The organism is Rhodococcus sp. WS1, assembly GCF_003797745.1.
Lineage (GTDB): Bacteria > Actinomycetota > Actinomycetes > Mycobacteriales > Mycobacteriaceae > Rhodococcus_F > Rhodococcus_F erythropolis.
The window spans coordinates 358,246-381,977 of sequence record NZ_RKLZ01000001.1; the positions used below are offsets into that span (position 1 = coordinate 358,246).

A 23,732-nucleotide genomic window follows, 5' to 3' on the forward strand; every position below is an offset into this window, starting at 1 on the left:
GTCAGCTGCCGCCCGCCAGCTCTCCGACTCTGTCCCGGATCGCATCGAGCGCCGCCGGGATTCCGGCAGAGTCCGAACCCGAGCCCTGGGCCATGTCGGGCTTTCCGCCGCCGCGGCCACCGATCTTGGGACCGAAGGACGCGACAAGCTCGCCGGCCTTCACACCGAGACCCTGGGCCGCCTTGCTGGATGCGACCACGAACGGGACCTTGCCGTCGACGTCACCGAGGAGAGCTACGACGGCGGGTTCGGAGCCGAGTCGGCCCTTGATGTCCGTGACGAGGCTGCGCAGATCGTTGCCGCCGACTCCCGCGGGAGCAGGCTCGGCAATGACCAGGACGCTACCGATGCGCTTGGCCTTGGCGACGTACTCGCCTGCCGACGCCAGCACAGCCTTGGCCTTGGTCTGCTCGAGTTCCTTCTCGGCCACCTTGAGTCGCTCGACGAGCGCCTCGACGCGGGCGGGTACCTCTTCCGAAGGAACCTTCAGTGAGGAGGAGAGTCCGGCGAGGAGAGCGCGTTCCTTGGCGAGGTAGCGGTAGGAGTCCAAACCGACGTACGCCTCGACGCGTCGGATTCCGGAGCCGACCGACTGCTCACCGAGCAGCGTGACCTGACCGATCTGGGCGGAGCTTCCGACGTGAGTACCGCCGCACAGTTCCATCGAGAAGGGACCGCCGATTTCGACGACACGAACCTCGTCGCCGTAGTTCTCACCGAAGAGTGCCATCGCACCCATCGCCTTGGCCTTGTCGAGATCCGTGACAAATGTGTTGACCGCGTAGTTGGACGCCACGGCTTCGTTGGTGAGTGCCTCGATGTCCTGCTTCTGGGAGTCGGACAGCGCACCCTGCCAGGAGAAGTCGAAGCGGAGGTAGCCCGGCTTGTTGAGCGAGCCCGCCTGCACCGCGTTGGGGCCGAGCACCTGACGCAGCGCCGCGTGCACCATGTGGGTACCGGAGTGCCCCTGGGTTGCACCCTTGCGCCACTCGGCGTCGACGTGCGCGAGCACGACGTCGCCCTCGGTGATCTCGCCCTTCTGCACCGTCACCTTGTGCGTCCAGACCTTCTTGGCGATCTTCTGCACGTCGTTGACCTTGGCTTCGAGGCCCGGCGCGGTGAGCGAACCGATGTCGGCGATCTGTCCACCGGACTCGGCGTAGAGCGGGCTGCGGTCGAGGATTACCTCGACGTCCTGACCGGCCTTCGCTACCGGGACACGGACGCCGTCGACGATCAGTGCGAGGACGTGAGCCTCGGAGACGAGCTCGTCGAAACCGGTGAACTCGGTGGCACCTCGATCGAGCAGTTCCTTGTAGACCGTGAGGTCCGCATGCGCGTGCTTGCGCGCTTGAGCGTCGTCCTTGGCGCGCTTGCGCTGCTCGGCCATGAGCGTGCGGAAACCGTCTTCGTCGACGGTGAGACCGGCCTCGGACGCCATTTCGAGCGTGAGGTCGATCGGGAAGCCGTAGGTGTCGTGCAGTGCAAACGCCTGATCGCCGGCGATGACCGACTTTCCGGACGACTTGACCGTCTCGGCAGCATTCTCGAACAGGGCCGAACCCGACGCCAGCGTCTTGAGGAACGCGGTCTCCTCACCGACGGCAACGTTCTCGATGCGCGTGAAGTCGGTTTCCAGAACCGGGTACGACGGCGCCATCGTGTCGCGGACGACGATCATGAACTCGCGCATGGTGGGCTGCTCGCTGCCGAGCAGTTTGGCCGAGCGCACGATACGACGCAGCAACCGGCGCAGGACGTATCCGCGGCCGTAGTTGCCGGGGTTCACACCGTCGGCGATCAACATCGCGGCGGTGCGTGCGTGGTCGGCGATGACGCGGAAACGGACGTCAGAAGTGTGATCGGTCCCGTACACGCTGCCGGTCAGTTCGGCGGCCTTGTCGATGACGGGGCGGAGAAGGTCTGTCTCGTAGACGTTTTCGACGCCCTGCAGGAGGAACGCAACGCGCTCGACGCCCATGCCGGTGTCGATGTTCTTCTTCGGCAGCGGTCCGAGGATCGGGTAGTCGCCCTTGTTGGTGCCCTCGCCGCGCTCGTTCTGCATGAACACGAGGTTCCAGATCTCGATGTAGCGATCCTCGTCGGCTTCCGGGCCACCCTCGACGCCGTACTCGGCGCCGCGGTCGTAGAAGATCTCGGAGCAGGGGCCGCACGGTCCGGGAATGCCCATGGACCAGTAGTTGTCCTTCATGCCGCGGCGCTGGATGCGCTCTTCGGGCACACCGACCTCGTCGCGCCAGATCGAGAACGCTTCGTCGTCGTCGAGATAGACGGTTGCCCACAAGCGCGTGGGATCGATGCCGTATCCGCCGTCCTCGACCGAACCTGTCAGCAACTGCCAGGCGTGGGAGATGGCTTCCTTCTTGAAGTAGTCGCCGAAGGAGAAGTTGCCCGCCATCTGGAAGAAGGTGTTGTGGCGGGTGGTGATGCCGACCTCTTCGATGTCCAGGGTGCGGACACACTTCTGCACAGACGTCGCGCGCGAGTAGGACGGCGTCTGCTGCCCGAGGAAGAACGGCACGAACGGAACCATGCCCGCGTTGACGAACAGAAGGTTCGGGTCGTCGAGAATCAGCGAGGCGCTGGGCACCTCGGTGTGGCCGGCCTTGACGAAGTGGTCGAGGAATCGCCTGCGGATCTCGTGGGTTTGCACTAACCGGTCCTTACCTTCAAGAGCGTCGAGCTATGGGTGTCCAGACTAACGCGTCGACCGGTGGAACCTGGCAGGCGTCAGCCACGAACGATTCGGCGGAGTTTGCTCACCCGATCGGCGATCTCTCGCTCGTTGCCGTGTGCGGTGGGCTGGTAATAGTCGACACCCACCAGATCGTCCGGTGGATACTGTTGCCGCAGAACACCATCACGTGTGTCGTGCGGGTACTTGTATCCGACTGCGTTGCCCAATTGCTCGGCACCCTTGTAGTGCCCGTCACGCAGATGCGGCGGTACCAGTCCGGATTTTCCGGCGGCCACGTCGGCCATGGCTGCACCGAGAGCGGCGATGACCGCACCCGATTTGGGAGCCGTCGCCAGATGAATGGTGGCCTGTGCCAGCGCCAGACGAGCCTCCGGCATACCGATCAGCTGCACTGCCTGGGCAGCGGCGGTGGCAGTCTGCAGCGCCATCGGGTCCGCCATGCCGATGTCCTCGCTGGCATGAACCACCAGACGCCTCGCGATGAAACGAGGGTCTTCGCCCGCGGTCAGCATCCGAGCAAGGTAGTGCAGGGCGGCATCGACGTCGGAGCCGCGAATGCTCTTGATGAAGGCGCTGATGACGTCGTAGTGCTGATCTCCGGCACGGTCGTACCGAACCGCGGCCTTGTCGACACTGGCCTCGACGGTCGCCAGGTCGAGCACCACCGGGCCCGAAGAGTCGCCGGCCGTATCCAGTGCAGCTCCGGCAGCGGCCTCGAGTGCCGTCAGGGCTCGGCGTGCGTCACCGGCGGCCAGACGAACGAGGTGTTCCATCGCGTCGTCGTCGATCGCGATCGCTCCCCCGAACCCGCGCTCGTCGGCCACCGCGCGCTCGAGCAGTTCCTGGACATCCGCAGCGGTGAGCGATTGCAGTTGCAGGACCAACGAACGCGACAACAGCGCGGAGACGACCGAGAACGACGGGTTCTCGGTGGTCGCGCCGACCAGGAGCACGATCCGGTTCTCGACCGCGGCGAGCAAGGCGTCCTGCTGGGTTTTGGAGAAACGATGGACCTCGTCGATGAACAAGACGGTCTGTTCGCCGTTCAGCAGACGGCGGCGGGCAAGTTCGATGACACCGCGGACTTCCTTGACGCCGGCGGACAGGGCAGACAAAGCCTCGAACCGGCGGCCGGTCGCGCCCGAGATCAACGAGGCGAGCGTGGTCTTGCCGGTGCCGGGAGGTCCGTACAGGAGGACCGATGCAGCGCCGGACCCCTCGACCATTCTGCGCAACGGAGCACCAGGGCCGAGCAGGTGCTGTTGACCGACAACTTCACCGAGAGTGAGGGGGCGCATGCGGACAGCTAGAGGAGCACCAGGCGGCACCGAGGACAATGCACGCTCGGCGACAGACACGACATCGGGTTCGTCGACGATCGCGGATTCCTCCGGAGTTGCCTCGAACAGGCCGTCTTCCGCCGCCACGCCGTCTTCCGCCACCACGCCGTCTTTCGCCCCCACACTGTCTTCCGCTTGCCAATCGCTCACGAATCGACGCTACTAGAGACCACCGACGCTTGACACAACCCGCAGTTCCGCCAGCCCTCACGTCCTCGGCAAAGACGCTGTAATAGCGTTGTCGCCATGAGCACCTCCGAGATCGCCACCGTCCTCGCGTGGCACGATGCACTCAACTCCCAAGACATCGACACGCTTCTGCAGTTGTCGAGTGACGACATCGAGGTAGGCGGCCCCAAGGGCGCGAGCCAGGGACTCGCTGCCCTGCGCGAGTGGGCCACCAACGCCGGCATCACGCTCGTCCCCGGGAAGATGTACGTCCACCATGGCGTGGTCGTCGTCGAACAGACCGCAACGTGGGCGGCCGAACCGGACAAGTCCGCGACCCTGGCCTCGGCTTTCCGAGTCGTGGCCGACCAGGTGACGTCGACGTTCCGCCATCCTGATCTGGCGACGGCGCTCGCGGCGACGGACCTGTCCGAGAACGATCTGGTCTCCGACAACTGAGCGGACTCGACCGAAAAAGGGCGCTCGTGCTGCATGCACGGGCGCCCTTCTGCGTGTGATCAGTCAGAGACTCAACTGAACTCGGTGCGCAGCGCCGCCACGACGTCGCGGGCGTGTGCCTCGACGGCGTCGTTGCCGGCGAGCTTCGCCGAACGCGCGAGCCTTGCCCAGCGTCCCACCAGTGCGTCGGCGCGTGGAATCGAGAGATAGTGCTCGCGGACAGCGGCTATACGTGAATGATCCTCGGGCAGGTACAGATAGGTGCTGAGCCAGACCCAGATGAGTTGGGCCTCGACGATCCTGCGCCCCAATTCGGCCTCGTCGGCCAGGGCCGGCCACATCCCGACGACCTCGGCCCGCCAGGCATCGACCATCGCCGACGCCCGCTCTTCGGTCAGGTCGATGTTGCACAGGCAACCGGGGAACGACACCAACGCGTAGGTGATGTCGAGGAGGGCGTCGCGGTAGCCACCCCACTCGTAGTCGAGGAACTGCACGCCGTCGTCGTTGACGATGATGTTGTCTGGGCACAGGTCCGACGGACTGAAGGCGCGGAATCGACCGCCACTGAACAGTGTCTGCGCGTGCTGAACCTGCTCGAGAATGTCCGAGCTCACATCGATGCCGAGACTTTCCACCAACATCGCGGGAACACCGGCCACTGCGCGTCCCACTTGATCCGCCACTTCATCGGAGCAATGGGCGACCTCGGCTCGACGCAGCAGTGCGGTGAAGTCGTCCTCACGGCCGACGGTCGCGGCGTGCATGCGCCCCATGGCCTGCGCCATGGCCATCAGCGTGTGAGTGACGGTGTCCGGGTCGGAGTCTTCGAGTCGGACGCTGATGGCAGTGGCGTCGCCGAGATCACTCAGGATCAAGAGGCGAGCATCGAGGTCGGACGCCAACAGTTCGGCGCCGGGGCGTGCGTCCTTGGCAAGCGCGTTGGCGAACTGATACGACACCGCTTCACGAAGGAAAGCGGTCTCGACGTCGAAGTCACCTTCGGACGCGGCGGGGAGCGCAATCGCGGTTTTGGTGGCTCCCTGAAAGTTGTCGCGGACCTGCTTGATCACCAGCGTTCGAGGCAGGGAGAACGGGTTCTCGGCGACACGTACGCGCAGCACGACGGTGCGGCCACTCCCCCCGAGATCGACTGGATCCACCAGGGTTACGGGTGCCCCTGTGCGGCGTGTCAGCAACTGCTCAGCAGCTGCGACGACTTCGGAAACGGGGTCTGCCAGTAATGCGGTCATCACCGACCAACTTACCCGTTAGTGACTCCGATCATGCCCAGCTCATCCACTCACAGCGGAGAATTCAAGCCCTCACAGCGACAGAAATTGCCGTCTACCTGCGGCGATGACAAAAGTCCCTAATCGCCACACCGGCACACAGTTCTCGCGAGAATTCTGCTGTCGGTGGGCAGAACTCCGAACCGGCGATGTCATGGAGTTTTGTCCTCGTCGACAAATCGAGAAATGCCTTTCAACGCTGCTTCGAATTCCTCGTCGGCCCGGGTTCTGACCCAGAGGACGAGCACGCAGGCAGTGACGATCCCGACCAGGTTGACAGCCAGTTGCAGCGACGACAACCCGGCGATCCGCCATTCTCCGTTTGCTGCCGCAACCACCGCGAAACCGGCGGCAGGAACCGTGGTGACGGAGATGAACACTCCGACCAAGGCAGCGGACTTCGACGAGACGAGTGCCAGCATCCCAGCCGCACCGGCAAGAAGCGCGACGACAAACGAGATGGGCCCGACCTTGTAGACGAAATCGACCTCATGGAGCGATTCGAGACTCACGACGTCCATCCACCCGAAGAACTTCACCACGAACGTTGCGGCGAGAGTCACCCCCATCGCGATGGGGAATCCGACGGCGAGCGCGAGAATCGAACGTCGACGCAACCGTCGATCCCGCCGTACGAGTGCCACAGCCAGCGCGGCCAGCGGCCCGAACTCCGGGCCGACGACCATGGCGCCCACGATCGTGATCTGAGAGTCGGTGACAACGCCGATTGCCGCGAGCAGACATGCGATCGTCAGGAACGCGACGAACAATCCGTTGAGAGTTGATTCTTCCCGAGTGCGGGACAGCAATTCCTCCCACACGACGGAATCCGCGGGATCACCCGGCACGTCGCGCTCAGCTTTGCGCGCCGCCGCCGACAACACCGTCTCGACTGGTACGAGCGTCATTCCGCCGTCCTCGGCGACGCCGAGAGCCGTCAGAGCATCGACGACGTCGTTGGCCGCCTCACGGGCGACGTCGGCCTCCACCATGTCGCCGGCGGGATGAACCGCGACATCACGTAATACGACGATGTGTGTCGCGCCCCGCTGCGACGCGAGCGCACCGAGAACTTGCTCGGTGCGCTCGGTCGGGCAGATCACCCGCAAATGCAGCATGGCGATCCGGTGTCGGCTCTACTTGGCTTCGGCGGTGTCGCCTTCGGACTTCTTGTCCTCTGACTTCTTCTCGGGCTTCGCGTCAATACCCGATTCCTTGCGCTGCTGCGCAGAAATCGGTGCCGGAGCATCCGTCAGCGGGTCGACGCCGCCACCGGACTTCGGGAACGCGATGACCTCACGGATGGAATCCATGCCGGCGAGGAGAGCGGTGATGCGGTCCCAGCCGAAAGCAATTCCGCCGTGCGGAGGCGCGCCGAAGGCGAAGGCGTCGAGAAGGAAGCCGAACTGCTCCTGCGCCTCTTCCTCGGAGATACCCATCACCTTGAACACTCGTTCCTGAATGTCCTTGCGGTGGATACGAATACTGCCGCCGCCGATCTCGTTGCCGTTGCAGACGATGTCGTAGGCGTAGGCGAGAGCGGAATCCGGATCGGTGTCGAACGTGTCGAAGAACTCCGGCTTCGGCGACGTGAACGCATGGTGCACGGCGGTCCAGGCGGAGTGGCCGAGAGCAACGTCACCGGATGCAGTGGCGTCGGCGGTCGGCTCGAACATCGGAGCGTCGACGATCCACACGAAGGCCCACGCGTCGGGATCGATGAGATCCTTCTTGCGGGCGATCTCACCACGGGCAGCGCCGAGGAGAGCGCGCGTCGACTTGGTCGCGCCCGCTCCGAAGAAGATGCAGTCACCCGGCTGGGCTCCGACGTGAGCGGCCAGGCCCTCGCGCTCGGCGTCGGTCAGGTTCTTGGCAACGGGACCACCGAGAGTGCCGTCTTCACCGACCAACACGTACGCCAGGCCCTTGGAGCCGCGCTGCTTCGCCCACTCCTGCCAGGCATCGAGCTGCTTGCGCGGCTGGCTTGCACCACCGGGCATCACGACGGCGCCAACGTATTCGGCTTGGAAGACGCGGAAGGTCGTGTCCTTGAAGAACTCCGCGCACTCGACGAGTTCGATACCGAAACGCAGGTCCGGCTTGTCGCTGCCGTAACGACGCATTGCCTCGTTGTAGGTCATGCGGTCGATCGGCGTCTTGATCTCGTGGCCGACGAGCTTCCAGAGCGCCGTCAGGATTTCCTCGGCAAGCAGGATGATGTCGTCCTGGTTGACGAAAGCCATCTCGATGTCGAGCTGAGTGAACTCGGGCTGACGATCGGCGCGGAAATCCTCGTCGCGGTAGCAACGCGCGATCTGGTAGTAGCGCTCGATGCCGCCGACCATGAGTAGCTGCTTGAACAGCTGCGGGCTCTGCGGCAGTGCGTAGAAGCTACCGGGCTGCAGGCGTGACGGTACGAGGAAGTCGCGGGCACCCTCTGGCGTCGAACGCGTGAGCGTCGGAGTCTCGACCTCGACGAACTCGTGGTGCGCGAGAACGCCGCGCGCTGCAGCACTTACCTTGGAACGCAAGCGAATTGCGGATCCGGGCCCTTCACGACGCAGGTCGAGGTATCGGTACTTGAGGCGTGCTTCTTCGCCGACCTGATCGTCGAGCTGGAACGGCAGCGGTGCGCTTTCGTTGAGAACCTCGAGTTCGGTGGCGTTGACCTCGATTGCTCCGGTGGGGATCTCGAAGTTCTGGTTGCCCTCGGGGCGAACCTCGACCGTTCCGGTTACGCGAACGCAGTATTCCGCGCGCAGACGGTGCGCCTGCTCGGCCACGTCACCTGCCCGGAAAACTACCTGCGCAACTCCGGATGCATCACGGAGATCGATGAAGATCACTCCGCCGTGATCACGACGCCTGGCTACCCAACCGGTGAGCGTTACGGTCTGCTCTGCCTGCTCGGGTCGCAATGAACCGGCGAGATGTGTGCGCAGCACGGGATTCCTTTCGAACTACTTCCAATAACCGATGACCGACTACTTTGCCTGCGATCCTACGGAGCGAACTGCGCAGAGCGGAAACGCGGACCCGCATCGCATGCGAAGCTATCTCCAGAAGTGACGGCAAGCACTTGTTCACGACAGCAGAAAGCGGACATAGATGACCTTCAACGAGGGGGCCCGCGGCGAAGCGGGACGCGTTCAGGTTCAAGGCGGCGGGGGCGGCGGAGGCCGCGGCGGCAAAATCGCGATCGGCGGTGGCGCGGGCGGCATCATCGTTCTGATCCTGGCGCTGTTGTTCGGCGGTGACCCCGGCTCACTACTGGGCACGTCCACCGAAACTTCGAGTTCGTCGACCGGACTGTCGTCGGTCGACGAGTGCACCGGCGCTCAGGCAAACGCCGATGTGAACTGCCGCGTCACACTGACCGTCGGAAGCCTCGACGACGTTTGGGAACAGCAGTTGGTCAAGCAGACCGGCACGGCGTACGTGCGACCCGAAGTCATTCTGTTCAGCGGTTCGGTCAACACCGGTTGCGGCCAGGCGTCGAGTGATGTCGGTCCGTTCTACTGCCCGGCGGACCAAACGGCGTACTTCGATACGAGCTTCTTCCAATTGCTCGTCGACCGTTTCGGTTCCAGTGCCGGACCGCTCGCACAGGAGTACGTGGTCGCTCACGAGTTCGGACATCACATCCAGAATCAGCTCGGCGACATCGGCCGCGCGCAGGCCGACCCGCAGGGTGAGCAGTCGGGTGCGGTTCGCACCGAACTCCAGGCCGATTGCTACGCAGGCGTGTGGGCGCATTTTGCCGACACGATTCCCGATCAGGCGACCGGTCAACCGTTCCTGAAGCCCTTGTCAAAAGACGACATTCGCGACGCGTTGTCCGCCGCCTCGTCGGTGGGCGACGACCGTATCCAGAAGTCCACGACCGGTCGGGTCAACCCTGAAGGTTGGACACACGGTTCGTCGGCACAGCGTCAGGCGTGGTTCATGACCGGATATCAGACGGGCCAGATCTCGTCGTGTGACACGTACTCGGCGCGGGATCTGAACAATCCGGCCGATCTGAAGCGGTAGAGAACCTCCGAAATACCATCCCGCCGACAATTTTTTCTGTCTTGACAGATTTGGTTGTCGGTGGGATGGTTTTCTCATGTTGGAAGTAGCAGTCATCGATCGTCCCGCAGCTGCCGAGGCCTCGCTCGATCCGATCCGCCAACGGATTCTGGCTGAACTGGCAGTCCCGGCATCAGCATCCTCGCTGGCACCCCGAGTGGGCTTGACGCGCCAGAAGATCAATTACCACTTGCGCACTCTCGAGGAACACGGACTCGTCGAACTCGTCGAGGAGCGCAAGCGGGGAAACATGACGGAGCGGATCATGCAGGCCAGCGCCGCGTCGTACGTCATCTCCCCCGCTGCAATGTCGGCGCTCGCGCCGGACCCGAGCCGGTTCCCGGATCAGCTCTCGGCGCGCTGGCTCGTCACTCTCGCGGCGCGGATCGTCCGAGAGGTCGGCGAACTGATCGCCGGCGCAACTGCGGCCGGAAAACCGTTGGCGTCCTTTGCCATCGACAGCGACATCACCTTTGCCACGGCGGCCGACCGCGCCGCCTTCGCCGGCGAACTCGGCGAGTCGATCAACTCACTCGTGGCCAAATACCACGACGGCAATTCCGAAGCCGGGCGCAAACACCGCTTGGTTGTCGCCCTGCATCCCAGTCTCACCACACCCCACGTCACCACACCCGAAACGGAGCAGTAGCGATGTCCGAGAAATTCGAAATCCGCCGCGAGGTGGTCGTCCCCGGAACTCCCGAGCAGATCTGGGCCGCGATCTCGGCAGAGACGGCCGGCTGGATGTTACCGTCTCCGATCGAAATCCCTGCGGACGGCAGTAGTCCGGACAGCCCGATCATCGCGACGTGGGAGCCGCCCCGCGAGCTAGCCATCCACATGCAAGGCCCCGACGGCTGGTTCAACAACCTCGAGTACGTCGTCGAGGCCCGCGACGAGAGCACCGCCGTTGTCCGCTACGTCCACGCCGGAGTGTTTGCCGAGGACTGGGACAACCAGTACGACGGCGCGAGTAAGCACACGGACTTCTACCTGCACAGTCTCGGCCAATACGTGCGGTACTTCGCCGGCAAACCCGTCACCTATGTCTCGGCCGAAGGCCCGGAATCCTCGTCCTCGCCGCAAGCGATGGGAACGCTTCGCAGCGCCCTCGGAATCACCTCGGGCACCGCTGTCGGTGACGCCACGTCGGTGGAAGTCCCCGGAATCGGAACCGTCGACGCGATTGTCGACTACATCAACGACTGGTTCATCGGCTTGCGTACCGAGGACGCATTGCTGCGGTTCTACGGACGAAACGCCTTCGGCGGCACCGTCGACGCGGCCCATCACCTCTTCGCAGAGGGCGCTGACGGTGGATCAGCAACGACAGCGTGGCAGGCCTGGCTCGACGGCGTGTTCGCCTGAGTCGTCACACTCCCCGCTCTGCTGACACGCGACCGTCGTCGATCGCGGTCAGCAAAGCGGCATGATCGCGTGCGTTGCGTTTGGCGTAGGCAGCCGCGAACTCCCCGATCGCGAAATCGAATTCGGTTCCGTCACCGAGATATTCGGCGATCGCAATCCGATCGGACGAGCGAGCATGCGCATAGGCCAGGACCCTCGCGCATAGTCGCCCGTAGAGTTCCATCCCTTCAGGTTTCATGGTTTCGATGACCGCTGATCCCTTGCCGTCCCGAAGTTGGCGGATGTAGAAGTCGTGCTCATCCTCGTCGAGTCCCGGTCCGCGCTCCCACCCCAGGAAGATGTCACTGGTGGCCTGCATCAGGCGCTGCCCGTTCACTACTCGTTCGCCCTCGTTGGAGAAGGTGGGGCCATCGACGTACGCCGAGAGAACGGACGGCTGCGCCTCCTTGACCTGCAGGATCAACGGATCGTCGTCGTCGACGCCTTTCATCAGGATCATCCACGCGCGCGTTCCGACGCTCCCGACACCGACAACTTTCCGCGCGATGTGCGTCATCTCGAAGCTTTCGAGCAACACCCGACGGTCCCACTGCAACGTGCTTCGATAGGAACGAACGCGCTGACGTAGCAACTCCTCGATCTGAGTGAGGTCGGTGCCCGCGAACAATTCCTCTGCCGGCACGATCAGCGGCGGGTCACTGATGAACCGCCTTCTCCCGTCGACGATTTCGGTGAATTTGCCGGCAGCCTGAGCGCTGTCTCGGCGACGAGCCTTGTCCAACGTCGCCTGGGTCCGCTCGAGCATTCGCTTCTTCAAATCGACGCGAAGTTCTTCCAGTCCGTCTTCGGGTGCGATGTGCGCGTACCAAACTGCGAGGTTCCCCAATCCTGCCTGAGCGATCAGGGTTTCGCGATACTCGGCCGCACACCCGCGAACGATCTTCTTACGCTCTTTGCCGGAGTATCCGTTGTCCTTCGCTGCGATCGCCAAACTGGCGGCCAGCCGTTTCACGTCCCATTCGAACGGCCCCGGGTACGTTTCGTCGAAGTCGTTGATGTCGAACGCGAGCTTTCGCTCGGGCGTCGCATAGATACCGAAGTTGCTCAGGTGTGCGTCGCCGCAGAGTTGGCTGTTCAGGCCGGAATCAGGGCTTCGGGACAAGTCGTCCGTCATCACCAGGGCAGCACCACGGAAGAACGAGAACCGGGACGCCGACATGCGCCCGTATCGGATGGGCACCAGGTCCTGTACCCGCGACTTCGCCTGCAATTCCAGCAGTGATATCGGATCGCGGTCACTCTCTGTCAGATCCGCGAGCGCGGCCAATGGCGTATCTCTACGCGCCTGGCGGCCGCGCGCCCGCCTCTCGTCGACAGTGGGATGCTCGGTACGCACTGCTGTCATCTGCCCGACCTTTCACTCGCAACGGCTATCGCTACGAACTCGACGCGTCGGGCGTCGTTCGGCCTCCTGATCCGCGCGCTGCGCGTACCAGGAGTTCCGGACTTGACACCAACGCCTTGCGCCACGGAAGTACCCCGTCGATCTCGATCTGAATCGACAGGCTCAACACGGTCCGAATCAGAACGATCATGCCCAGAACTGCGGCGTCGGTCAGCGACGGTGAAGACGTCACAGTCTTCACCAGATCAGCGGCGACAAGGATCTCGAGCCCGAGAAGGATGACCGCACCCATCGTCTCGCGCAGAGTGCGAAACGCTGAACTACCGTCGCGCGTTCGACTCCAGGCGCGCCCCGCGATCACGAATGCGAACACGAACCCGAGGACCATGGCGACAACACCGAGTACTTCGAACCATTCGGTGACAAGCTCGAAGAACCTGATTTTGTCCATGATCATGATTCTCGAGGTAATGCACCGATAAGTCGAGGTGACACGACGGAGTCAGCTGAAGATCCGCTCGATGTCGTCGAGTCGCAGCTCGGTCGCGCGAGGAGAATAGCCCGAGCCCCACAGGCTGTCGTCGACGTAATGGACGTTCCCCGAGCGGACAGCGGGAAGACGCTCCCAGAGCGGGTTCATTGCCAACTGCGCGCGGACGTCCTGCTGGTCCTGGAATGCACCCACGATGATCACGTCGCTGGTCACCTGATCGAGTTGCTCCGCTGTGAGTGTGCGGGTGAACTCCTCCGATGTAGCTCGATCGCCCGGGAAACCGAGAGCATCGAGAAGAGCGTCGACCTGGTTGTAGACGACACCGTTTTCGCCGGTACGCAGCAGCGTCACCGACGGTAGCGAGCCGAGGGCCGAGAGCCGATCCTTGATTGTGAGGAGGCGCTCTTCCGTTCTCGCGTTCAATTCCGCAGCAGCTTCTTCGCGTCGGACCGCGACGCCCATCGAGGTGACCAACTTCTTCATCTCGTCCCACGTGAGGTACCCGTTGAAGCCGGCGAACACTGGAACACCGGTCGCAGAGAGTTCGTCGTAGGACTTTGCCGCATAAGCATTTCCGGCGGTCAGGAGCATGACGATCAGATCTGGCGACGCGCCGATGATCGCTTCCTTGTTCCACGTTCCCGCCGTGCCGAGGTTCGGGATGTTCGCCGCCTCCGGCATCGTGCGCAACACCGCGTCGCCGCCCACCCCTTCGAGACCGAAGAAGCCGCCGACGATCTTCTCCGGCGGCACACCGAGGTCGAGGACCGTCGCCATGGCGCTGACGTGGGCGATGACCATTCGCTGCGGATCCGACGGAATCTCGACACTGCCCGTCTCATCCTGCACTGTGACGAGACCACTTGGCGCCGAGCCGTTTTCGTCGCTGCTGCACGCTGCCAGCAATGTCGCAGCCGCGACACCGAGCCCGGCGCCGAGGAATCCCCTGCGTGTCAGCGCATCGACGATGCGTTCCCACTGCTCGTCTGTATCGAGTGCGGTGCTGTCGAGTGCGGGCGCCAGGCAGATCGAGTTCGGCACAGTTCGGTCCATTCGTTCGAGCGGTCGAAGATCTCCTCGATTGTGGCTATCGAACCGTCGAAACTGAACAGGATTTCGAGCCGACATCTATCGCTGTCCGGTCACACCTTCTTGACGACACTCGACTTCAATTGCATCGGTCCGATGCCGTCGACCTTGCAGTCGATGTCGTGGTCGCCAACGCCCTGGACAAGGCGGATGTTGCGCACTTTCGTACCTGACTTGATGCCGGTCGGACTGCCCTTCACCTTGAGTGTCTTGACGACCGTCACCGTGTCTCCGTCCGCAAGGATGTTTCCTACGGCATCTTTCACCACACCCAGTTTCACCACACCCGAGTCCTCGCCGGCACTATCGGTCGGCGCCCACTCGTGCGCGCAGGACGGGCAGACCATCAACGCGCCCATCTCGTAGGTGTATTCGCCGGCGCATTCGGGGCAAGGGGGCAAGGTTTCTTCCACGCGGTTCATCCTATCCACCAGGCACCCGATCCCCATTTTTGCATTTCATGAGGCATTCTTGGGCGAAATATTGCATTCGATGAAACTTTGCACTCTGTGCAATTATGGATGAAATGGGAACCGAAACTCTCGGATTGCGCGAACGAAAACGAATTGCGACGAGGCAGCTGATCGAGCACACTGCCGTCGAACTCGTCCTCGACCTCGGCTACGACGAAGTGACTGTCGAGAAGATCTGCGAGGCCTGCAATCTGTCGACCCGCACGTTCTTCAACTACTTCCCCACCAAGGACGCAGCGATCGGTGGGCTCATGCTCGTCGTGCCAAGTGAGGCAACCATGCTCACGCTCATCGGCGAGCACCCGGACGATCCGCTGCGCGGCGCCCTCGCGGTATTCGAGGCGGCGATGCAGATCGTCGACGAGCGACCCGATCTGCTCGCGCATCGACGCGAATTGTTCGAACGTCATCCCACGCTGTTGCAACAACATCTGGCCACCTTCCACGATCTTGAAGACACGCTCACCCGGATCCTCACGCGGGAGTTGTCGCACAGAACCGAGTATCGCCGCCTGCATTCGGATACAGCCGCTGCCGACGAAGCCACGGCAACGGTCATCACCGCAGGCGCCGCGATGCGTTACGTCTTCCGAAAATGGCAGAACAGTGAACGGGCAAGCCCCAGAACCGACTTGCTTGATCCGGCACTACTCCTGATGGCTCGAATACTCAGGTCCGAGAGCTGATCCAACTCTCTCGCACCAGCTGTCACTCAACTAAGGAACTACATGTCCACTCGAGAAGCTGCGACCGTCGAACCCGACGGCACGCATACCGATACCGAGGCCGCGCCGGACAAACGGTCGATCATCCTCGTTTTTGTCGGGCTTATGATCACGATGCTTCTGGCATCGCTCGACCAGATGATCTTCAGCACCGCGCTCCCGACCATCGTGGGCGAATTGAACGGCGTCAACCACATGGTCTGGGTGACGACGGCATACATCCTCGCCTCGACCGTCATGATGCCGGTGTACGGAAAACTCGGTGACCTGATCGGCCGCAAGGGCCTCTTCATCGGCGCCATCAGCATTTTCATCGTCGGTTCGGTGATCGGCGGCCTGTCCCACGACATGACCACACTCATCGCTGGTCGAGCCGTGCAAGGACTCGGCGGCGGCGGATTGATCCTGCTGTCCCAGGCGATCATCGCCGACGTCGTCCCCGCCAGGCAACGCGGCCGGTACATGGGTGCGATGGGCGGCGTGTTCGCACTGGCTTCGGTTGCCGGCCCCCTTCTCGGTGGATGGTTCACCGAGGGCATCGGCTGGCGCTGGGCATTCTGGATCAACATCCCCCTCGGGCTCCTCGCAATCGCGAGCGCAATGGCATTCCTTCACCTGCGGAAGCCGAACCTCGGCAAGCCTCGCATCGACTATCTGGGAATGGTCTTGGTCGCAACGGCCGCAACCTGTCTGATCCTGTTCACCACTTGGGGCGGCAACACCTACGCCTGGGGGTCAGGCGTCATCATCGGGTTGATCATCGGCTGCATCGTGACCGCAGTGGCGTTTGTCTTCGTCGAGAAGCGTGCTGACGAACCGGTAATTCCGATGCACCTGTTCGCTCAACGAAACTTCGTGTTGACCACCGTCGCGGGTCTGATCATCGGCATCGCGATGTTCGGTGCGCTCGCCTACCTGCCGACCTACATCCAGATGGTGACAGGCAAGAACGCCACCGAAGCAGGACTGATGATGATTCCGATGATGGCAGGCCTGCTGGTCGCCTCCATCGGATCCGGTCAGCTCGTCAGCAAGACCGGCCGCTACAAGATCTTCCCCATCGTCGGAACATCCATCGTCGCAGTCGCTCTGGTCCTGCTCTCACGTCTGACGCCGTCGACCTCACTGCTGGTCTTCGGTTGCTACATCGCACTCATGGGTATCGGCCTCGGCCTCGTCATGCAGATCTTGATCTTGATCGTGCAGAACACCTTCCCCGCGGCCGAAGTGGGAACGGCCACCGCGTCGAACAACTTCTTTCGTCAGATCGGTGCGTCGTTGGGCAGCGCGATCGTGGGCAGCCTGTTCGCCTCGCGTCTGACCAATCTCCTGGCCGAGCGACTCCCGGCGAATGGCGGCGCGGTCGGTGGTGACGAGAACTCCTTGACCCCGGGAATCCTCTGGAAGTTGCCCAGCCAGGTTCGCGAGATCATCGTCGGTGCGTACAACGACGCGCTGGCGCCGATCTTCCTGTACCTCGTCCCCTTGGTCATCGCGGCAGTTGTCCTGTTGCTCTTCGTCAAGGAGAAGCCACTCGCGACAACGATCGATCGCTCGGCACCCCCGCTCGAGTAATTGACTATCGTGGCGTGATGTCGCACGCACCGAATACGCCCAGACGCACTCTCGCTGTTCTGGGCGTATTCGGCGTTGTGGTGGTCGTAGTTGTCGCCGGCGCACTGTGGTGGTTCGCGCGCGGCGACGACGCTCTTGCCGGCGAGAATCTCGATTCGTTCCCGGCCGTCGACCACAGCATTCTCAGCGCTCAGCAGAGTGCGCTACTGGGCGTCCTCGAGCAGGAGTGGGAGTCAGGGAGTCCCGGCACCAAATACGCCGAGGGTGTCGAAGAATCGTGGTGTGCCGATTTCGTGAGCTGGTCGATGAACCAGATCGGCACGCCGTTCTCGAACCCCAACTCAGGGTCGTGGCGCATCCCCGGGGTGTACACGCTGCAGGAGTATTACGAGTCGGTCGACGCGTTTGTCCCCTACGGTCAGGACTACCAGCCCAAGGTCGGCGACACGATCCTGTACGGCGACTCGAGCCCCTTCGGCCAACACGTCAACGTCGTTCTGGTCAACGACGGCGGCACTCTGACGACCGTCGGCGGCAACGAGAACAACAAGGTCATGCTCCATCGCATCGTCCCGTCGGAAGTCCCGGGGATCGTCGGGTTCGGCGTCATCTGAGCCACCCCCGCCGTCTTTGCGTGATGAAACTTGATTGTTGCGAGCGGTGAGATTTCCGAATTGGTTCAACCGTTGGTTGGTGCAAACTGATCGACATTGTTCGGATAATTCAGCGTTTCCGTCGTCGACAGATATTCATATCGAACGAAGTATCAGACCTGGCAACTAGATTCATATCCAGCTGTCCCCTACCTCAGACAGGAATTCGATGCGCCCTGGTGAGCTGACCACCCTCGAGCAGATACAGCTCATGGCCCGCGCGGCTGCTGCGCAGGCCATGAGCACGCCGTCGATGCTCCGGCTGCGGCTCGGCCGCTACCCCACTCGCACACCCGAACTGCGCAAACGCCCACTCCCCGACACCAAGCTGTGCAGCGAAGCGCTCGATCACGCCAGAGGAACCCTCTCCCCCGCGGTCTTGAACCACAGCCTGCGCTGCTGGATCTGGGCCGACGCCTTCGCGCAGATCGATGCGATCGAGTACGACCCCGAAGATCTCTTCACTGCGTGCGCCCTTCACGATGTCGGACTGGGCGCAGAAGGATCGGCCGAGCACGGGTGTTTCACCTACATCAGTGCCGCAGACGCAGAAGAACTCGCGACCCGAGTGGGAACTTCGGAGAGGTCGGTACGGCGAATCGGCGAAGCGATCCGTCTACACATGGATCTGACCGTCGACCGCGGCGCGGGCGCTGACGCCTATCTACTGCATGCCGCAGCGCATTTCGACGTTGCCGGTCGGCGTGCGCCCGAAATTCCGCGAGCAACTGTTGATGCAACAATCGCGGAGTACCCGCGAACAGGGTTCACCGACGAGTTCGCGCAATCGATGCGGCGCGAGGTCGAGCTCCGTCCGCACTCTCGCGCGGCGACGCTCTGGAGATCGGGAATGGCCCTGCCGTTGCGTACCAATCCCCTGGATTGGAAGAGCCGGTAACTACGAAAAGTCCTCGAGCACTGCAGTTCGCGGCCCTCCGACGTTCCCGGTATTCACCACGCCGACGGGTTCGATCAACATCACCTCCGCTTCTTCCTCGGCGATCGGGCAATGTTCGACTCCGCGAGGTACCACGAACAGTTCACCGGGCCCCAGTGGAACATCTCCGTTTCGGAGTTGGATTCGAATCTGCCCCTTCGTCACCAGGAACATTTCGTCGGTGTCGGTGTGGGAGTGCCAGACGAATTCACCTTTGATCTTGACGATCTTGATCTCGTAATCATTGAGGACCGCAATCTTCTTGGGCGACCAGTGCTCGGTGAACTGACCGAACTTCTCGCGGAGCGATACCGCTGTTGCCGAACTGTTCATGTTGTTCCTCCCTCGGGCGCGCCACCACCGCGATGACGACCCCGCCACTCTTCGTCACCCGCGGCAGCTGCGTCTTGTACGTTTCTGACATGGATCCCCGCGGCGCACAGATCACCGCGTGGGCACCGGGCCTCGCGGGAATCACCGAGGTCTTCCATGCCGATTTCGTCGGACACGCCTATCCCAAACACACGCACGATCAGTGGTCTCTGATGCTCGTCGACCGGGGCACGATTGCATACGACCTCGATCATCGCGCTCATGGCGCAGCACCCGAGATCGTGACTCTGTTGCCGCCAGGCATCGCACACGACGGAGTTCCGGTCACCGAGGCCGGATTTCGTCAACGAATCCTTTACCTCGACACGTCAGTTCTCGGTGAGGTCCTCATAGGCCCGGCGGTGGACAGCCCCGAGATTCGAGACCCTCTACTGCGCCACCGCATCGATCAACTGCACTCTGCACTCGGCCCGGACGGCGAATCACTCGAAGCCGAAAGTCGCCTGGGGTTCCTCGCTGAAAGATTGAACGAGATCCTCACACCGGCCACAGGTCGATCCCGTCACACGCCGACCGTTGACGAACGCGTTGCCGGTCAACTTCGGGACCTGCTCGATGCGCGACTCACAACGGGAATCACGATGCGGGAAGCGTCGAACATCCTGCAACGGAACCCCACGTATCTGATCAAGAACTTCGCGAAGCATTTCGGGCTTCCGCCTCACAAGTACGTGACGGGCCGTCGAATCGATCTGGCGCGACGCGCAATCCTCGCCGGGCGCGAATTGGCGGACGTGGCCGTCGACGTCGGATTCCACGATCAATCCCACCTGTCGCGGCACTTCGTCAAGCATGTCGGGGCGCCGCCCGGTAAATACGCACTGAACGTGGTCGGCAGAGCGCGCTAGTCGAAGCACCTGGCACCGGTTTCGTCGAGCAGACACTGGTTCCGATCAGCTGGAGTCTGTGTCCACTGAATGAAAACGGTGTCAGGTCCCAACGATCAAGCAGCCGTCTCGAGGTCGACCAGGAGGAAGTCCTCGCGCCGCGGCCCGTATTCACAATCGGTCAGCTGATACGAGCGCAACGCGCGAGGCGCGCGGGCCAACTCGTAGAACCGCTCGGACCCGGACACGAACTGCCTCGATGCCCAACCCCAGTTCGGGCCGTGCGGAAACTTCGGGTCGGGCAGCATGTCGGACTCCATCGACATCAGCCGTAGACGGCGAACCACTCCGGTAGTTGAGGCATTCTCGTCGAAATCGGTCCACGCCTGACGGGCATTTGTGTCGTCACGAGGAGTTCCGGCGCGTAGTTGCAAAGCGCCCGCGGCTTCGATCCGAGAAGGCAACGGTGGTTCGGCGTCGAACATGAATTGCAGTGCGCCGACGCGAGCGATCGCCGGCTGGACCGGCTCCCGGATGTCTGACCCGTCGCGAGGCAGTCTCCACATCAACGGTTTCGAACTCGTGCGCACTTCCGCCGTCAAGACCCACGCCGGCTCGACTACCGCCCACCTGCTCGGGCTGTCGACATTCCAGGAAAGTCCCCACCGGACGGTCTCCCCCAATTCCGGAGGAACGAACCACCGAAGACGCAGAGCGTCGACCACTACCGGCGTGATCATCGCGTCGAAGTTCGCCGACGCACCGACCACTCGACCGGCTCCACCGCATCGTCCAGCCCGAGAACCACGCGAGCTGCATTGCGCCCTTGATCGAACAGGGACTGGCGAACTGTGGTCAAGCCTGCGTCCGATGCGGCTGTTGTGTCGTCCCATCCGACGACTGCGACATCGTCGGGCAGCGCGAGGCCGAGTTCACGGGTCGCGTCCAGAACCCCCAGAGCCAGTTCGTCACTCATCGCCAAGATGACATCGGGCCTTCGGCTCTCGGGAACGTCGAGAAGGGACCGAGCCATCCGCGCACCCTCGCTCCGCTCGTTGACGGTGACGACCCCCACCCGCACCGAGGGCCAATCGAGGCCCGCGTCGCGGACGGCGCGCTCGTAGCCCTCGAGCCGATGGCGGGACACCGGAAAGAACGCTTCACCTGGATCCACGTCCATCCGAATCTCGGACCGACGCTCACGATCCCACGGAAGGCTGATCACCGCGGGCCGCTGCGCCCCCGACAACCCGACTGCCGCGATCGCAACGGCGCCGGCAACATCGTCCATCCCGACGAGATCCACACCCTCGTGCAACGGCCCACCCTGGATGCATGCGGGTTTTCCGGTGCCGACAATCGCGTCAAGGATGGGATCGTCGAAGACGGTGGTCCAGACGACAAAGCCGTCTACTGCCGCGTCGCGAACTCTGTCGACGTCTCCCGGTTTCCCCGAGTTCGGCAGCATCATCAATCCGGCGTTCGCATCCAGGCACGCTTCGGCGACTCCCGAGAGGAATCGCCGAGCTACTGCGTCTTCGAAGGCATACGTCAGCTTCTCGCTGAAGACGACCGCGATGTTATTGAATTTCCCGCTCCGCAAGGACTGCGCCGCCCGGTTAGGGCCCGCGTACTCGAGCTCTTCGGCGGCGGCGAACACCTTGGCTCGCGTTGATTCAGACACGCGCTCGGGCTGTGCGAAGGAGTACGACACCGACATCACCGACACGCCTGCGGCCTTGGCGACGTCGGCCATCGTCGGTCGACTCGAACGCTGCGCACGTATGGCCATGAGCATCAGCATAGCGAGTGCAAAATATCCATTGCGCAGGTGTGTATCGATACATGTATCGTTACACAACATGATTGCTCGACTGCCGAAGGCAACCACGCTACGGCTGATGACACTGGCCGGAGCAGCCTTCGCCTACGTGACGGCCGAAATGCTCCCCGTCGGACTGCTCAGCGAAATCTCGACGGACCTCGACGTCACCGAAGGGCGTGTCGGCCTACTGCTGACCTTCTACGCATACGGTGTCGCGGTCTTGACGCTTCCGCTGATCGGAGCGGTCAAAACCTGGCCGCGCCGACGTGTTGTCGTTCTGACGGTGGCCACCCTCGCGGTGTCGCAACTGGTCGCAGCATTGGCCGTCAACTATCCGATGCTGGTGATCGGACGATTGCTCTGCGCTGCGACGCACGGAGTGTTCTGGGCTGTCGTTGCCCCGGTCGCAGCCACTCTGGTTCCGCGCGGACAACAGGGCAAGGCAATCGCGATGGTGTATGCCGGTACGTCTCTCGCTTTTGTTCTCGGAGGTCCACTGTCTTCGGCGATCGGCCAATCCTGGGGTTGGAGGACTGCGTCGACGGCAATCGGTGTGGTGGCAGTGGTCATTGCTTTCTCACTGCATCGTGCGTTGCCCGAAATGCCGGTCGATCAACACCATCGGAGCAAGCGAGGCAAACCGAAGCCGACACCGGCGATGAAACGGGCACTCGCCGTCATCTGCGCGGCAACGCTGTTTGCCGCCCTGGGGCAGTTCGCTTCGTACACGTTCTTCACACTTCTGGTGGAGGAAAGCCTCGGCTCGTCCGGTGGCATCCGTGCCGCGATGCTTCTGGTCTACGGCGCCGCCGGCGCAGTCGGAGTGTGGGTCGCCGCCCAGTACTACGACCGCCGACCGCGTCTCTTCACGCTCATCTCGATCGCGACGGTGGCAGGCGCGCTGGCCATCTTCTGGCTCTTGGCGCCGTCGATGGGAGCGTTCGCAGTTGTCGCCACGATCTTGTGGGGTGCGGCGTTCACCACCGTTCCGATCTGCCTCCAGTCCTCGGTTCTGCGCGCCGTTCCGATCGGGACCGACCGTGCCTCGGCCATCTACGTCGTCGTGTTCCAGATCGCGATTGCAACGGGCGCTCTGCTCGGTGCGGCCGTCGTCGACGGTGGCGGGCTCTCACATCTGGCGGGCATCGGGGCGACTCTGATGATCGGTTCGTTGGTGATAGTCGGGTTCGGCCGACGCGCATTTCCCCGCGAACCGCAGCGGTCTACTCACTCCCCCACCGACGCGGCAGCGACGGTCGCGTCGTAGATCAGGGTGTATCGCCAGAACAGTCGTCTCCTGATCCGGCTACCTGGCAAACACAACGCGGCCGCGCGTCGGACGTCAGCCATCGACTCACCCGGTTCCGCGGTGGGAGCCGTCATCGCCTTCAGTGGCTCGGAGGCAACCCGTCGATGCTTGACGACGCCGACGACGGGATTGCACACGGTCGCCAACACCGACAGGAGTACGTCGGTTGCTGTGGTCGATCGATAACACCCGACCACGACGAGCCGCCCGCCCGATTCGAGCAGGCCGCTCAGCCGCTTCATCGACTCTTCGAGTGGAAGATGATGCAACGCCGCGACGACTGTGATCGCGTCGTACTTCGCCTCGGATGCAAAGTCCTCGATCCGCCGTGCTTCGATGATCACGTTCTCGTCGTCGACAAACCTTGCGCGCACGGCGGCCGACGTCGTCGGGTCGGGTTCCACACCGACCACCACGTCGAACCGCCGCCGCAAGAGGTCGATCAGATTGCCGGTCCCGCTCCCCACGTCGAGAGCGCGACCGGACCTGACCCCGCGCAGATTACGTAGAACCCACCGGCCGTAGTGATCGTTGTGACTCCACGGATGGCGTCGGTTGAAACCGTCCAAGCGCGCAATCACACCCATACCCGACGGTATCAATCCGAGCCC

The 23,732-nt window shown here is 62.9% G+C and carries 23 protein-coding genes; 10 read left to right on the forward strand and 13 right to left on the reverse strand.

Annotated elements, in window-relative coordinates:
- Position 1: 1 nt before the first annotated feature.
- Positions 2 to 2,674, reverse strand: a complete 2,673-nt coding sequence (gene alaS, locus EEB12_RS01515) for an alanine--tRNA ligase (RefSeq protein ID WP_019748361.1) — start codon at positions 2,672 to 2,674, stop codon at positions 2 to 4.
- A gap of 77 nt (positions 2,675 to 2,751) precedes the next feature.
- The gene (locus EEB12_RS01520; RefSeq protein WP_372436840.1) at positions 2,752 to 4,098 is read right to left on the reverse strand and encodes a replication-associated recombination protein A; all 1,347 of its coding nucleotides are present in this window, start codon (positions 4,096 to 4,098) and stop codon (positions 2,752 to 2,754) included.
- Positions 4,099 to 4,305: 207 nt separating this feature from the next.
- Between EEB12_RS01520 and EEB12_RS01525 the strand changes: the two genes are divergently transcribed.
- On the forward strand, positions 4,306 to 4,686 hold the full coding sequence (locus EEB12_RS01525; protein WP_019748359.1) for a nuclear transport factor 2 family protein: 381 nt from the start codon (positions 4,306 to 4,308) through the stop codon (positions 4,684 to 4,686).
- Positions 4,687 to 4,757: 71 nt separating this feature from the next.
- Here EEB12_RS01525 and EEB12_RS01530 read toward each other — a convergent pair whose 3' ends face one another.
- The 3 genes from EEB12_RS01530 to aspS form a co-directional block, all read right to left on the reverse strand.
- Positions 4,758 to 5,939: a kinase gene (locus tag EEB12_RS01530; protein ID WP_024487255.1), complete on the reverse strand. Its 1,182-nt coding sequence runs from the start codon at positions 5,937 to 5,939 to the stop codon at positions 4,758 to 4,760.
- A gap of 191 nt (positions 5,940 to 6,130) precedes the next feature.
- Positions 6,131 to 7,096 carry a DUF389 domain-containing protein gene (locus EEB12_RS01535; RefSeq protein WP_019748357.1) on the reverse strand — a complete coding sequence of 322 codons (966 nt, stop codon included), beginning with the start codon at positions 7,094 to 7,096 and terminating at the stop codon, positions 6,131 to 6,133.
- A gap of 18 nt (positions 7,097 to 7,114) precedes the next feature.
- Positions 7,115 to 8,923, reverse strand: coding sequence for an aspartate--tRNA ligase (aspS, locus tag EEB12_RS01540; RefSeq protein WP_070796954.1), 1,809 nt, complete (start codon positions 8,921 to 8,923; stop codon positions 7,115 to 7,117).
- A gap of 163 nt (positions 8,924 to 9,086) precedes the next feature.
- On the opposite strand from aspS, the gene EEB12_RS01545 reads away from it, so the two are divergent.
- From EEB12_RS01545 to EEB12_RS01555, 3 genes are all read left to right on the forward strand, one after another.
- The gene (locus EEB12_RS01545; RefSeq protein WP_141487311.1) at positions 9,087 to 10,010 is read left to right on the forward strand and encodes a neutral zinc metallopeptidase; all 924 of its coding nucleotides are present in this window, start codon (positions 9,087 to 9,089) and stop codon (positions 10,008 to 10,010) included.
- Positions 10,011 to 10,086: 76 nt separating this feature from the next.
- A complete protein-coding gene (locus tag EEB12_RS01550) occupies positions 10,087 to 10,698 on the forward strand; it encodes an ArsR/SmtB family transcription factor (RefSeq protein ID WP_141487312.1) in 612 nt (203 codons plus the stop codon).
- A gap of 2 nt (positions 10,699 to 10,700) precedes the next feature.
- Complete coding sequence (locus tag EEB12_RS01555) at positions 10,701 to 11,417, forward strand: SRPBCC domain-containing protein (RefSeq protein WP_141487313.1); 717 nt, start codon at positions 10,701 to 10,703, stop codon at positions 11,415 to 11,417.
- A 4-nt stretch (positions 11,418 to 11,421) separates the two neighbouring features.
- Here the strand turns inward: EEB12_RS01555 and EEB12_RS01560 are convergent, their stop codons facing one another.
- The 4 genes from EEB12_RS01560 to EEB12_RS01575 form a co-directional block, all read right to left on the reverse strand.
- Positions 11,422 to 12,822 carry a DUF2252 domain-containing protein gene (locus tag EEB12_RS01560; protein WP_019748352.1) on the reverse strand — a complete coding sequence of 467 codons (1,401 nt, stop codon included), beginning with the start codon at positions 12,820 to 12,822 and terminating at the stop codon, positions 11,422 to 11,424.
- A 31-nt stretch (positions 12,823 to 12,853) separates the two neighbouring features.
- Positions 12,854 to 13,273, reverse strand: a complete 420-nt coding sequence (locus EEB12_RS01565; protein ID WP_007728052.1) for a DUF1622 domain-containing protein — start codon at positions 13,271 to 13,273, stop codon at positions 12,854 to 12,856.
- 51 nt (positions 13,274 to 13,324) lie between these two features.
- The gene (locus EEB12_RS01570; protein WP_258537314.1) at positions 13,325 to 14,356 is read right to left on the reverse strand and encodes an ABC transporter substrate-binding protein; all 1,032 of its coding nucleotides are present in this window, start codon (positions 14,354 to 14,356) and stop codon (positions 13,325 to 13,327) included.
- A gap of 101 nt (positions 14,357 to 14,457) precedes the next feature.
- On the reverse strand, positions 14,458 to 14,826 hold the full coding sequence (locus tag EEB12_RS01575) for a zinc ribbon domain-containing protein YjdM (RefSeq protein ID WP_167343323.1): 369 nt from the start codon (positions 14,824 to 14,826) through the stop codon (positions 14,458 to 14,460).
- A gap of 104 nt (positions 14,827 to 14,930) precedes the next feature.
- On the opposite strand from EEB12_RS01575, the gene EEB12_RS01580 reads away from it, so the two are divergent.
- From EEB12_RS01580 to EEB12_RS01595, 4 genes are all read left to right on the forward strand, one after another.
- Positions 14,931 to 15,563, forward strand: a complete 633-nt coding sequence (locus EEB12_RS01580) for a TetR/AcrR family transcriptional regulator (protein ID WP_024487257.1) — start codon at positions 14,931 to 14,933, stop codon at positions 15,561 to 15,563.
- Between the two features lie 42 nt (positions 15,564 to 15,605).
- Positions 15,606 to 17,177, forward strand: coding sequence for an MDR family MFS transporter (locus EEB12_RS01585; RefSeq protein WP_020969565.1), 1,572 nt, complete (start codon positions 15,606 to 15,608; stop codon positions 17,175 to 17,177).
- A gap of 17 nt (positions 17,178 to 17,194) precedes the next feature.
- Positions 17,195 to 17,791 (forward strand): CHAP domain-containing protein, encoded by a 597-nt coding sequence (locus EEB12_RS01590; protein WP_180279591.1) that lies wholly within the window; start codon positions 17,195 to 17,197, stop codon positions 17,789 to 17,791.
- A 208-nt stretch (positions 17,792 to 17,999) separates the two neighbouring features.
- Positions 18,000 to 18,728, forward strand: coding sequence for an HD domain-containing protein (locus EEB12_RS01595; protein WP_020907678.1), 729 nt, complete (start codon positions 18,000 to 18,002; stop codon positions 18,726 to 18,728).
- On the opposite strand, the gene EEB12_RS01600 is transcribed toward EEB12_RS01595, so the two are convergent.
- On the reverse strand, positions 18,729 to 19,100 hold the full coding sequence (locus EEB12_RS01600) for a cupin domain-containing protein (protein WP_020969562.1): 372 nt from the start codon (positions 19,098 to 19,100) through the stop codon (positions 18,729 to 18,731).
- Positions 19,101 to 19,189: 89 nt separating this feature from the next.
- Between EEB12_RS01600 and EEB12_RS01605 the strand changes: the two genes are divergently transcribed.
- On the forward strand, positions 19,190 to 20,008 hold the full coding sequence (locus EEB12_RS01605) for a helix-turn-helix domain-containing protein (RefSeq protein ID WP_021344203.1): 819 nt from the start codon (positions 19,190 to 19,192) through the stop codon (positions 20,006 to 20,008).
- Positions 20,009 to 20,103: 95 nt separating this feature from the next.
- Here EEB12_RS01605 and EEB12_RS01610 read toward each other — a convergent pair whose 3' ends face one another.
- Complete coding sequence (locus EEB12_RS01610; protein ID WP_021344202.1) at positions 20,104 to 20,757, reverse strand: hypothetical protein; 654 nt, start codon at positions 20,755 to 20,757, stop codon at positions 20,104 to 20,106.
- Entirely contained in the window at positions 20,724 to 21,779 is a 1,056-nt protein-coding gene (locus EEB12_RS01615) for a LacI family DNA-binding transcriptional regulator (protein WP_258537315.1), read from the reverse strand. Before EEB12_RS01615 ends, EEB12_RS01610 begins: the two co-directional genes overlap by 34 nt.
- A gap of 70 nt (positions 21,780 to 21,849) precedes the next feature.
- Here EEB12_RS01615 and EEB12_RS01620 point away from each other — a divergent pair, with 70 nt between their 5' ends.
- Positions 21,850 to 23,079, forward strand: coding sequence for an MFS transporter (locus tag EEB12_RS01620; RefSeq protein WP_141487315.1), 1,230 nt, complete (start codon positions 21,850 to 21,852; stop codon positions 23,077 to 23,079).
- Here the strand turns inward: EEB12_RS01620 and EEB12_RS01625 are convergent.
- Positions 23,040 to 23,708 carry a class I SAM-dependent methyltransferase gene (locus tag EEB12_RS01625; protein WP_141487316.1) on the reverse strand — a complete coding sequence of 223 codons (669 nt, stop codon included), beginning with the start codon at positions 23,706 to 23,708 and terminating at the stop codon, positions 23,040 to 23,042. The two genes, EEB12_RS01620 and EEB12_RS01625, sit on opposite strands and share 40 nt — an antisense overlap.
- Between the last annotated feature and the right edge of the window lie 24 nt (positions 23,709 to 23,732).